We start from the raw sequence: 12,212 nt of genomic DNA on the forward strand, positions 1-12,212 counted from the left end.
AAGGCTCAAGATAGCGATTGCTGATGTTCATGACGAACCGGCCTTCAGCACGCGGGGCATTCATCGCTTAGGCTGTCGAGGACGTTCTACTCTTGCCTAAGAACGTGCGGTGTTCCGCGAGCGACAGAGCGTACTACTGCATGGTGCTGTGTCGCGGCCGCGTGTAACCGGCTCGTCGCATGACGCGATCGCTTGGGCTTCCATCAGTAAATCGGCGGCCGGCATTCCAGGCCATGGTCAGGCCTTCTCGCCTGAAATCTATCTGCTCGAGGGCTCGTCGGGATCCCCTCCGTTCAAGTGCAGTCCCGCGCGTTCCTCAACCTGCCAAGCTTCTTCCTGGTATTTCGCCGCCAAAGTATTCAGCCGACCTGATACTGACCGAAATCCTACGAATCTGGCGAACTCTTTGCACCTTCGAGACATGGCCCTCAGTTGAACAGCTGTTGCGATCGCTTTTCGTTGGAGCTTTGTGGGAGCCATCGACGTCCTAGGTTTCACCGCGCGACAAACACTCCACCATTTCGCAAAACAGCGGGCGCGTTGAACCAACGACAAGAAGATGAGTGTAGTTCCATGAGACAAAGTATCGCAAGGCCCGCGAAGAGCGGGCCTATCGATATCGGGCCATCAGCTTTCGCGTGCTAGTTCGAAAGATGCGGCGCAGCTCGCATTGATACGCGAATAAAAGTTCCAGCATTGCCGAAATGAAAGACCTAGCGTGACGCGTGAATGTGAGAAGGTTCAGCAGCATCTGGCAGAGTTGGCTGGTTACAGTCAACGTGATGGTCACTGATCAAATCAAGCGCCCGATGCTTCCACCTTTCGGCTTCGGCTAGAAATTTCCAACTTTCCTCGGGAAAAAACGAGGCGCGCTGTCGACACATGCTCTCCATTGCTCGTGCATGTAGAAGCTCTTTCATCGCTTCCTCCCCACTTCAGAACAGACCTCATTCTGCGCTCCACAAATCAGACGTAAAGAGCCTCGGAGAAATAAATCGCCCGAAATACCGTAGGGATCTGCATCGGGAGCGCTGCTTCCGTGCCGGTATGCGATCAATCTCAGTAATCGAATATCGTTCCGAGCCGAATCCGGCGCCATAGGTCGCTCTGCGGCGCAACAAATTCGCGATTGTGAAGGAGGTCACCTCCGAAACCGGTTTGGCACAGAAAGCGGTGCCAGAGCCGGCCCGACCGGCGCGCTTCACGTGGATGGTCAGAGGATGCTGTCAAGCGATACTGCTGCGAGCTGTCTCTAATGCATTGCTGAGCTCGTGAAGCTCGTAGGGTTTGCGCAATAGCAGAAACTCTGAACCTGATTTCCGGGAGGCGTCACTATAGCCCGTCGCAAGCACCACCGGCATGTGCGGGTGACTCCGTCTGAGATTGCGAGCGAGGCCGAGACCATCCAACTTTCCGGGCATCACAATATCACTAAATACAATGTCGATGCCGTCGCGTTCAATCTCGCGCATTGCGGATTCTGCGTCCGTTACCCATTTCACGCGATATCCCAGCTCTTCCAAAAGAACGGTGCTGGAGGTTGCGACATCTGGATTGTCTTCAACGAGAAGAACGGTGCCGGCGCCTTCGGCCAGAACCTCTGCTTCATGCACGCCAGCATGGCCCTCTCCGCGTGGGAGCCGAATGACGATTTCCGTGCCTGCGCCGAGCTTGCTTTTGATTTCTACACTGCCGCCAGCCTGGTTGACAAAGCCATGGACTTGCGAGAGCCCCAATCCCGTTCCCTTGCCGACAGGCTTGGTCGTGAAAAAGGGATCGAACACCTTCGCAATGACATCCTCAGGAATACCAGCGCCGGTATCGATCACTTTGATATTCACATGCTCGCCTATATCTTCTCCGTCCGCGACACGATGATTTTCTGCTGTGATCGTCAACGTGCCCCCGTCGGGCATGGCATCACGCGAGTTGATGCCGAGATTGATGATTGCGGTCTCGAGCTCGGTTGGATCCGCGAAGACCGGCCAGACTCCGGCGGGTACGGAGATTTCGAGCTTTATCGCGCTGCCTAGGACTGTGGCCAAGACTTCGCGTACAGCTTGCACTGTCTCTCCAACGTCAAGCAGCACCGGGTCGACTTGTTGGCGCCGCGCAAAAGTCAGCAGTTGGCGCGTCAGTGCCGCCCCGCGGCGAACGCTTGCCTCTATCGCTTCTGCTGCCTTGACCACGCGAGGGTCAATGGCGTGGCGCTTGATAAGCCGAGCGTTACCGGTAACCGCCATAAGCAGGTTATTAAAATCATGTGCCACTCCACCGGTCAGCTGACCGAGCGCATCCATCTTCTGTGATTCAGCCAGCTGCCTTTGCATATTTTCAAGTTGCTGCACCGCCAGGCGTCGTTCCGTGATGTCGCGCGTAATCTTGGCAAAGCCGATCAACTCGCCTGCATCATTGCGGACGGGATCGATGACCACACTCGCCCAGAAAAACGTGCCGTCTTTGCGAACGCGTAAGCCTTCCTCCTCGTAACGGCCGTTCTTACGGGCAGTCTCCAGAGCACGCGCCGGCTTTCCCGCTTCGCGATCACCAGGGGTGTAAAATCGCGAGAAGTGCTGTCCGATAATTTCTTCGGGAAGATAGCCCTTGATTCGCTGGCCGCCCAAGTTCCAGCTGGTGATCCGACCTTCCGGATCAAGCATATACAAAGCGTAGTCGGTGACATTTCCCACTAGCAGGCGAAAATGGTTCTCGCTCTCGTTTAATGCGAAGCGCGCCTGCATCCGCTCGGTGATGTCCCGCGTGATTTTCGCGAAACCGACAAGCACACCATCTTCATAAATGGCATCAATGACGACGGAAGCGAAAAATCGCGAACCGTCCTTACGCATCCGCCAGCCTTCCGCTTCGAAGCGCTTGTCCCGCCGCGCGGCCTCTAGCGCAGCAGCGGGAAGTCCGGCTTCGCGATCCTCCGGGGGGTAGAAAACCGAAAAATGCTGACCCACGATTTCATCAGCGGAATATCCTTTGATCTTCTCGGCGCCTGTATTCCAATTTGATACAATGCCGTTCAGGTCCAGCAGATAGATCGCATAATCTGTGACGCCTTGAACGAGGAGCCGAAAGGCGCGCTCGCTTTCGAAAAGACCGCGTCCAGCGCTATTTGTCTCTGCCATCGTTCACTTCCCGCGAAACTACTAACGCGTGTCCAGTTTGGCGGTGCCCACAAGGCTGCACCGCTGTCGGCACGGCGACGGAGAGATCCGCAAGGTCTTCAGCGTAAGCCGTCATGCGTGGGACACAAGAAGACAGTTTTTGGGGGAGGCGGAACTAACGAAGTGCCAGGGAGTTAAGTCCTGTTTAGGCGAAGTCAACGCGGCGCTGAAGAAGGCCGCCGCAGCGTTGAAAAATTCGTCGCGATCTGTCCAATCCACGATCCGTATATGATCAGTGCGATCACAAACGCCAATCCTGCAAAGACCCACGACGGCGTCTCTGATTGGGGCGCGTTGACCGTGAAAAAAGTTACCGCGTTATAATGTACTGCAAGTCATTGAAAGTATTGGAATCGGGAAATGACGTGGCGATCCCAGCAGGATTCGAACCTGCAACCCACGGAGTAGAAATCCGTTACTCTATCCAGTTGAGCTATGGGACCGGCGCGTCGTCATATCATCGTCGGTATGGCTTGGACAGACCGGGTAAATTGGCCGGATTCGGACACGGTTTTCAAGCGTTTGGGCGGTTGGTGGGCTGGCCTTTCTCTTGCTGATTGAGCGGTGAACCCGCGATTTCAGCCAGAAAGTGTGCCGACTTGATCCGCTTTTCGTCCCAAAACCGAACGTCCGTCTGTGCCTTTGACGTCGCTTCGATTCCTGTCCCGTTCGGGGATCGTCTCGCAGAGTCGGCGTCGGCAGACTGGCGGGCCCTAAGGCTCCGACGGCGGGGGCCGCGATGGTGGCTTGCCGTCCTTGCCATTGTCACTGGAGATGCCGCGCTGGCCGGTCTCGCCTGGTTCGCCGTCGATGTCGTCCTCAAATAGCTGTTCCGGGAAGCCGTATTGCCTGGTCACGAAACGGCCGGCCATATAGGAGATCTGGCACGCGATCAGACATCCCGTCGTGACCGCGACGCCGCCCAGCGCCGAAAATCCCTGGCCCCATGTCACGGCGGCGGACAGGACAGCGACCAGCACGGTCGTCACGACAATGACCCATACGGGGCCGACGAGTCCGACGGCGAGGCCCGCCAGTGAACTTGTCGCCAAAAGAAGTTCGATCATGATGCGATGCGCCCAGAACGACCGAGCGGGCGGGCGATCGCCGTGATCATCCGGTGCCGCAAGGCACACCCATCTGACCGCAGCTGGAAGACTTGGGTACCCGTGATCTCGGGTCGTCCCCAACACGCTGCTTTTAGTCTTAACGTGTCGCGTTTGATTAAAACGCGTAGGGGGCGATCGCGGGCCGGGCCGGCCGTTCATGCGCGTATGACCCGTTGTAAAACTGTCACCAAAATCGTCGGCGCGTGCTCGAACCGTTTCCTACACAGGCGCGACCAATCGGCGGTGACGTGGCTTTGCTTTCGGCAGGGCCCGCCGCCATGATGCCCGCGGCTTGCGCGTGGGGCTGCGATTTGAGTTACCCGGGTTCGTCACATGATGTTGCCAGCAATCGTCGTGTCTCGCGTTGCGCCGGTCGAGAGACTCGCGAACAAGCTGGCCATGAGTCCGTCACCGTTTTTACGCACATTTGAATCCAGGCGGCATTCGTCCGTGCAGGGAGTTGTCCATGATTGGTCTGGTTCGCGCCGTCACTGTCTGCGCCACGCTGGCGTTCGGCCTCGTCTCGGCTCACGCGGCCGACAAGGCTTTCCGACGGGATGAGCTGGCGGATTCCGCGATCAAGCTCGAGGCGCAGATCAAGAGCGAGGCGGGGCCCGTCGCCAAGAGCGCGGCAACTTTGCGCACCGACGCGGACGCGGCCTTCAAACGGTCCGATTTCCGGGCCGGTCTGCAGACGCTGGGCCAGATCGTGGTGATTGCGCCCGATGACAGCGCCAACTGGCTGCGGCTCGCCAAGACGATCTTCCAGATCCGCCCGGCAACCTCGTCCGAAACCACCTTCCTGCGCGAGCGCGCTGCGACGGCGGCCTATATCGCCTATCAGCGCGCCGGCAATGCCGGCGAGGAGGCCGAGGCGCTGGCCGTGCTCGGCCGGGCCATGGAAGAACGCAAACTGTGGCGTCCGGCGCTGGACGCGCTGCGCCTGTCGCTCGAGATGCGCGAGGTCGCCGATGTCCGCGGTCAATACGAGAAGCTGCGCGACGATCACGGCTTCCGGCTGCTCGATTACACAGTGGACTCGGATTCCGCCTCGCCGCGCGCGTGTTTCCAGTTCTCGGAAGAACTCGCCAAGCGGGTCGATTTCGCGCCGTTCCTGGCGCTCGCCGGCAGTGACAAGCCGGCCCTGACCTCCGAGGAGAAGCAGCTCTGCGTCGAAGGCCTCAAGCATGGCGAGCGCTACAATATCAACCTGCGGGCCGGTCTGCCGTCGACGGTGAAGGAGAGTCTGCCGAAGTCGGCCGAGTTCAACATCTATGTGCGCGACCGCAAGCCGTTCGTGCGCTTCACCGGCCGCGCCTATGTGCTGCCGCGCACAGGCCAGCAGGGCATCCCCGTGGTCTCGGTCAACACCCAAGCGGTCACCGTCAATGTGTTCCGGATCGGCGATCGCAACCTGATCAACACTGTCATCGGCAGCGACTTCCAGACGGCGCTGAGCAAGTACCAGCTCGACAGCCTCGGCGACGAGCGCGGCATGAAGGTCTGGACCGGCGAGCTGGCTACGGCGTCGACGCTCAATGCCGACGTCACCACGGCATTCCCTGTCGATCAGGCCATCGGCGAGTTGCAGCCAGGCGTCTATGTGATGACCGCGGCGGCCAAGGGGCCGGGCTCAGGCGGTGGCGATGACGACGGCTCGCTGGCGACCCAGTGGTTCATCGTGTCGGATCTTGGTCTCACGGCTTTCTCGGGCAATGACGGCATCCACGTCTTCGTCAATTCGCTCGCTTCGACCGATCCGATGGCCAAGGCCGATGTCCGGCTGGTCGCGCGCAACAACGAGATTCTTGCGACTAGGAAGACCGACGACTCCGGCCATGTACTGTTCGAGGCGGGGCTCGCCAAGGGCGAGGGCGGTCTGTCGCCAGCATTGCTGACGGTGACATCAAACAAGAACGACTATGCGTTCCTGAGTCTCAAATCGAACGCCTTCGATCTCAGCGATCGTGGCGTCTCGGGCCGTGCGGTTCCTGCCGGTGCCGATGCCTTCGTCTATGCCGAGCGCGGCGTCTATCGCTCCGGTGAGACGGTCTATCTCACCGCGCTGTTGCGCGACGGGCAGGGCAATGCCGTGACCTCCGGCCCGATGACCCTCGTCGTCGAACGCCCGGATGGCGTCGAGTTCCGTCGAACGGTGTTGCAGGACCAAGGCGCAGGCGGTCGCAGCCTGACGCTGCCGCTGAACTCTGCGGTCCCAACCGGCACCTGGCGTGTCCGCGCCTTCACCGATCCGAAGGCGCCATCGGTCGGTGAGACTACTTTCATGGTCGAGGATTACGTCCCGGACCGGATTGAATTCGATATATCTTCCAAGGATAAGCTGATCAAAGCTGATGCTCCTGTAGAACTTAAGGTGGATGGTCGCTTCCTCTATGGTGCGCCCGCGTCGGGGCTGCAGCTCGAAGGCGATCTGCTTGTCAGCCCTGCCGCGAATCGCCCAGGATTCGCCGGCTACCAGTTCGGCGTTGCCGACGAGGAAAGCGCCAGCAACGAACGCACGCCTATCGAGGGGCTGCCCGAAGCTGACGCTAATGGCGTCGCCACGTTCCCGGTCAGCCTTGCTAAGCCGCCGTCTTCGACCCGGCCGCAGGAAGCGCAGATCTTCATCCGTATGACGGAAGCCGGCGGTCGTGCCGTCGAGCGCAAGTTCGTACTGCCGGTTGCGCCCAACGCGCCGATGATCGGCGTGAAGCCGTTGTTCAAGGATAAGAATGTCGCCGAGGGAGATAACGCGGCTTTCCACGTCGTGGTCGTGTCGCCGGAAGGAACCTCGCTGGCCCGCAGCGGGCTGCGTTACGAATTGCTCAAGATGGAATCCCGCTATCAGTGGTACCGGCAGAATTCGTCCTGGGATTACGAGCCGGTCAAGTCGACCAAGCGTGTTGCCGATGGCGATCTCACCATCGCCGCCAATGCGCCGGCCCGCATCTCGCTGCAGCCGCAGCCCGGCCGCTATCGGCTCGACGTTAAATCGAATGAAGCCGACGGTCCGATCACCTCGGTGCAGTTCGATGTCGGCTGGTATTCCGACGGCAGCGCCGATACGCCGGACCTGCTGGAGACCTCCATCGACAAGCCGGAATATCTGTCGGGCGACACCATGATCGTTTCGGTCAATGCCCGCACCGCCGGCCTGCTGACCATCAATGTGCTGGGCGATCGCCTGCTGACCACCCAGAGCATCGCCGTCAAGGAAGGCCAGTCGCAGATCAAGATCCCGGTCGGCAAGGACTGGGGCACAGGCGCCTATGTGGTGGCCACGCTGCGCCGACCTCTCGACGCCGCCGCCAAGCGGATGCCCGGCCGCGCCATCGGGTTGAAGTGGTTCGGTATGGACAAAAAAGCACGCACGCTCGACGTCGCACTGTCGCCGCCGGCGCTGATCCGGCCCAGCACGACGCTGAAGCTGCCGGTGAAACTCGGCGGGCTCAATCCCGGCGAGGACGCCAAGATCGTGGTGGCTGCGGTCGATGTCGGCATTCTCAACCTGACCAATTACAAGCCGCCAGCGCCGGACGATTACTATCTCGGCCAGCGCCGCATGACGTCGGAAATTCGCGACATCTATGGGCAGTTGATCGACGGCATGCAGGGCACCCGCGGTCAGTTGCGCACTGGCGGTGATAGTGCCGGCGCGCAGATCGAGGGCTCGCCGCCGACCCAGAAGCCGATGGCGTTGTATTCCGGCATCGTCACCGTGGCCGCCGACGGCACTGCGCAAATCGAGTTCGAGATTCCCGAATTCGCCGGCACTGCCCGCGTGATGGCCGTGGCCTGGACCGCGACCAAACTCGGCCGCGCCACTGTGGACGTCACGGTGCGCGATCCCGTGGTGCTCACTGCGACCCTGCCGCGGTTCCTGCTGTCCGGCGACAAGGGCACCATGAGCTTCGACCTCGACAATGTCGAAGGCGCACCGGGCGACTACACCATCGCTGTAAAGACCTCCGGCCCCGTCAAGGTGACCGGCAATCCGGCGACGACGATCAAGCTCGCGGCCAAACAGCGGACCTCGATGGCGCTGGCCATCGATGCATCCGGTGCGGGCACGGCCCAGTTCGATGTCGATATCAAGGGACCGAACGGGCTGACGCTGGCACGGTACTATGTGCTCGACGTCAAGGCGGCCACGCAGGTGCTGGCGCGGCGCTCGATCCGCACGCTGGCGAAGGGCGAGAGCCTGACGCTGACGTCGGACATGTTCTCCGATCTCGTATCGGGCACCGGCGGCGTCTCGCTGTCGGTCAGCCTGTCCACCGCATTGGATGCAGCGACCATCCTGAAGGCGCTGGATCGCTATCCCTATGGCTGCTCCGAGCAGATCACCAGCCGCGCGATGCCGCTCCTCTATGTGAACGATCTCGCGGCCGGCGCGCATCTGGCGATGGATACCGGTGTCGATCAGCGCATCAAGGACTCGATCGACAGACTGCTGGCGCGTCAGGGCTCGAACGGCTCGTTCGGCCTGTGGTCGGCGGGCGGCGACGATGCCTGGCTCGATGCTTATGTCACGGACTTCCTGACCCGCGCCCGCGAAAAAGGTTTTGTGGTGCCGGACGTGCTGTTCCGTGCCGCGCTCGACCGCGTGCGCAATTCGGTCGTCAATGCTGACGAACCGGAGAAGGATGGCGGCCGCGATCTTGCTTACGGGCTTTACGTGCTGGCCAAAAACGGCACTGCGCCAATCGGCGATCTGCGCTATCTCGCCGACACCAAGCTGAAGAACCTGGCGACGCCCATCGCCAAGTCACAGCTGGCGGCGGCGCTGGCGCTGGTCGGTGACCGTGCCCGTGCGGAACGTGTCTATGCGGCGGCCGTCGAAAGCCTCGCTCCGAAGCCGGCCATCGAATTTGGCCGCGTCGATTACGGCTCAGCGCTCCGCGACGCGGCCGCGCTGGTCTCGTTGGCCAGCGAAGGCAATGCGCCGCGTGCAACGCTGACGCAGGCGGTCCAGCGTGTCGAGGCCGCGCGCGGCCTGACGCCGTTCACCTCAACGCAGGAGAATGCGTGGCTGGTGCTGGCATCGCGTGCGCTGGCCAAGGAAGCCAACACGCTGGCGCTCGACGTCAACGGCTCGGCTGTGAAGACCGCTCTCTATCGCAGCTACAAGGCGGCGGAGATGTCCGGGCAACCGATCAAGATCACCAACACTGGCGATACGCCGGTGCAGGCGGTCGTCTCGGTGTCCGGTTCGCCGATCACGCCAGAGCCGGCGGCATCCAACGGCTTCAAGATCGAGCGCAATTACTTCACGCTCGACGGCAAGCCTGCCGACGTCACCAAGGCCAAGCAGAACGATCGCTTTGCCGTGGTGCTGAAGATCACCGAGGCCAAGCCGGAATACGGGCACATCATGGTGGCCGACTATCTGCCGGCCGGTTTCGAGATCGACAATCCGCATCTGGTGTCGTCGGGCGACAGCGGCACGCTGGACTGGATCGAGGATGGCGAAGAACCTGAGAACACCGAATTCCGCGACGACCGCTTCACAGCGGCGATCGACCGGAAGAGCGACGACAAGGCGGTGTTCACCGTCGCTTACATCGTCCGCGCAGTGTCGCCCGGAAAGTACGTGCTGCCGCAGGCCTATGTGGAGGACATGTATAACCCGTCGCGCTACGGTCGGACGGGGACGGGCTCGATCGAGGTCGCGAAGGCGAAATGAACGAGGTGACGTCCACACCACACACTCCGTCATCCCCGGGCCTGTCCCGGGGATCCATGTATTCTTGTGTGGATCGTGGGCAAGACGTGGATGGCCGGGACAAGCCCGGCCACGACGTGAGGAGAGGCTGGTGGCTTATCCGAAAGGCTGTCGCCGCTGCCACCGTAGTTGTGGTCCTGACTGGTGCAGCGACCGCCGCGTGGGTGGCCTCCCTCGGCCCTTTGCCGCTCGACCAGGCCCGCAAAATCTCCACTACCGTTATCGATCGCAACGGCAAGCTCCTGCGCGCCTATGCCATGACCGACGGACGCTGGCGGCTGCCGGTCGACGCGAAGACATTCGTTGACCCCGGTTATCTCAACATACTGCTCGGCTATGAGGACAAGCGCTTCTACAGCCATCATGGCGTCGATCCACTGGCGCTTGGCCGCGCCGCGCTTCAACTCGTGACACGCGGCGAGATCGTGTCGGGTGGCTCGACCATCACCATGCAACTTGCACGGCTGATCGAGCCGCGGCAGCAACGCTCGATATCGGCAAAGATCAGACAGGCCGTCCGCGCGCTGCAGATCGAGCGGCAGATGAGCAAGGATCAGATCCTCGATCTCTATCTGGCGCTGGCGCCGTTCGGCGGCAATCTCGAAGGTCTTCGCGCCGCGTCGATCGCCTATTTCGGCAAGGAGCCCAAACGGCTGTCGCTGGCGGAATCTGCATTGCTCGTAGCGCTGCCGCAATCGCCGGAACACCGCCGGCTTGATCGCCATCCCGGCAATGCCCGCGTGGCGCGCGACCGCGTGCTCGAACGTATGGTCGGCGAGGGCAGGGTGTCGGCTGCCGATGCCATGCAGGCAAAATCCGTCAGCGTGCCGAAGCTGCGCAAGCCGATGCCGATCCTGGCGCCGCATTCCGCGGATCAGGCCATGTCGCTGCACAGAGATCGCCCCATCATCAAGCTGGCGCTCGATGCCGGGATCCAGCGTGCGCTTGAAGGCCTCGCGCATGACCGCGCGGCGACGCTGGGCAACAATATCTCCATCGGCCTCATCGCTGTCGATAACGAGAGCGGCGACGTGCTCGCCCATGTCGGTTCGCCCGACTATTTCGACGATCGCCGCGCCGGGCAGGTCGATATGACCCGCGCGGTGCGTTCTCCGGGCTCGACGCTGAAGCCATTCATCTATGGCCTCGCCTTTGAAGATGGCTTCGTGCATCCGGAAAGCCTGATCGAGGATCGGCCCGTTCGCTTCGGCAGTTACGCGCCGGAGAATTTCGACATGAGCTTTCAGGGCACCGTGCCGGTGCGCAAGGCGCTGCAGCTCTCGCTAAACGTCCCGGCTATCGCACTGCTCGATCGTGTCGGCGCATCGCGGCTGTCGTCACGGCTCAAGCAGGCGGGTGGCAATCTGGTGCTGCCGCCCGGGGAGGCGCCCGGTCTGGCCATGGGCCTCGGCGGCGTCGGCATTACGCTGCAAGACCTCGTCCAGCTTTATACGGGCGTGGCGCGGCTCGGCAGTTCGAAGCCGCTCCGGGAGATCATGCAGGCCAATGGCGGCGACGATCGCGAGCCCTTGCGGCTGATGGACCCGGTTGCAGCCTGGCAGGTCGGCAATGTTCTGATCGGCACACCGCCGCCGGAGAATGCCGCGCATAACCGGATCGCCTTCAAGACCGGCACCAGCTACGGCTATCGTGACGCCTGGTCGATCGGTTTCGACGGACGCATGACCATCGGCGTCTGGGTCGGCCGGCCCGATGGCGCGCCGGTGCCCGGCCTGGTCGGTCGCACGGCCGCGGCTCCGATCCTGTTCGATGCCTTTGCCCGGACCGGCAAGCTGCCGGCTCCGTTGCCGAAGGCGCCCAAGGGCGTGCTAATGGCCAATAATGCAAAATTGCCGCTGCCGCTGCGTCGGTTCCGCCCGGTCGGCGAGTTGATCCGTACTGGCAGCGATCAGGCCCTGCACATCCAGTTCCCGCTAAACGGTTCCCGGATCGATGCCAGTGGCGGCGAGGGGCAGCTTTCGGCAGTCCCGGTCAAGGTTGCCGGCGGGGTGCTGCCCATGACCGTCCTGGTCAATGGCATGGCCGCCGGGGAACTCGACAGCCGGCGCCAGCGGCTGGTCGATCCGCCTGGTCCGGGTTTCGTCCGGCTGACGGTCATGGACGCCATGGGCACCGCAGACACAGTTGTGGTCAGAATCCAATAAGCACGGGCTAACTGGTTGTCCGGTCGGCGGTTTCAGCGTA

4 protein-coding genes and 1 tRNA gene are annotated in these 12,212 nt (G+C 61.7%); 2 read left to right on the plus strand and 3 right to left on the minus strand.

Going from position 1 to position 12,212, the window contains the following annotated elements:
• Positions 1-1,226: 1,226 nt before the first annotated feature.
• The 3 genes from LPB73_RS11555 to LPB73_RS11565 form a co-directional block, all read right to left on the minus strand.
• Complete coding sequence (locus LPB73_RS11555; RefSeq protein WP_231080650.1) at positions 1,227-3,134, minus strand: hybrid sensor histidine kinase/response regulator; 1,908 nt, start codon at positions 3,132-3,134, stop codon at positions 1,227-1,229.
• A gap of 405 nt (positions 3,135-3,539) precedes the next feature.
• Positions 3,540-3,616: transfer RNA gene (locus LPB73_RS11560), tRNA-Arg, on the minus strand.
• A gap of 270 nt (positions 3,617-3,886) precedes the next feature.
• Positions 3,887-4,240, minus strand: coding sequence for a hypothetical protein (locus LPB73_RS11565; RefSeq protein ID WP_231080651.1), 354 nt, complete (start codon positions 4,238-4,240; stop codon positions 3,887-3,889).
• A 508-nt stretch (positions 4,241-4,748) separates the two neighbouring features.
• On the opposite strand from LPB73_RS11565, the gene LPB73_RS11570 reads away from it, so the two are divergent.
• Positions 4,749-9,968, plus strand: coding sequence for an alpha-2-macroglobulin family protein (locus LPB73_RS11570; RefSeq protein WP_231080652.1), 5,220 nt, complete (start codon positions 4,749-4,751; stop codon positions 9,966-9,968).
• A complete protein-coding gene (gene pbpC / locus LPB73_RS11575; RefSeq protein ID WP_414716886.1) occupies positions 9,965-12,172 on the plus strand; it encodes a penicillin-binding protein 1C in 2,208 nt (735 codons plus the stop codon). The genes LPB73_RS11570 and pbpC overlap by 4 nt, the downstream gene beginning before the upstream one ends.
• Positions 12,173-12,212: the final 40 nt, after the last annotated feature.

The organism is Tardiphaga sp. 37S4 (assembly GCF_021044645.1).
Lineage (GTDB): Bacteria > Pseudomonadota > Alphaproteobacteria > Rhizobiales > Xanthobacteraceae > Tardiphaga > Tardiphaga robiniae.

Excerpts from the sequence above, each read along its gene's own strand:
- LPB73_RS11555 (WP_231080650.1), bottom strand. The coding sequence starts at position 3,134 with ATGGCAGAGACAAATAGCGCTGGACGCGGTCTTTTCGAAAGCGAGCGC.
- LPB73_RS11565 (WP_231080651.1), bottom strand. The coding sequence starts at position 4,240 with ATGATCGAACTTCTTTTGGCGACAAGTTCACTGGCGGGCCTCGCCGTC.
- LPB73_RS11570 (WP_231080652.1), top strand. The coding sequence starts at position 4,749 with ATGATTGGTCTGGTTCGCGCCGTCACTGTCTGCGCCACGCTGGCGTTC.
- pbpC (WP_414716886.1), top strand. The coding sequence starts at position 9,965 with ATGAACGAGGTGACGTCCACACCACACACTCCGTCATCCCCGGGCCTG.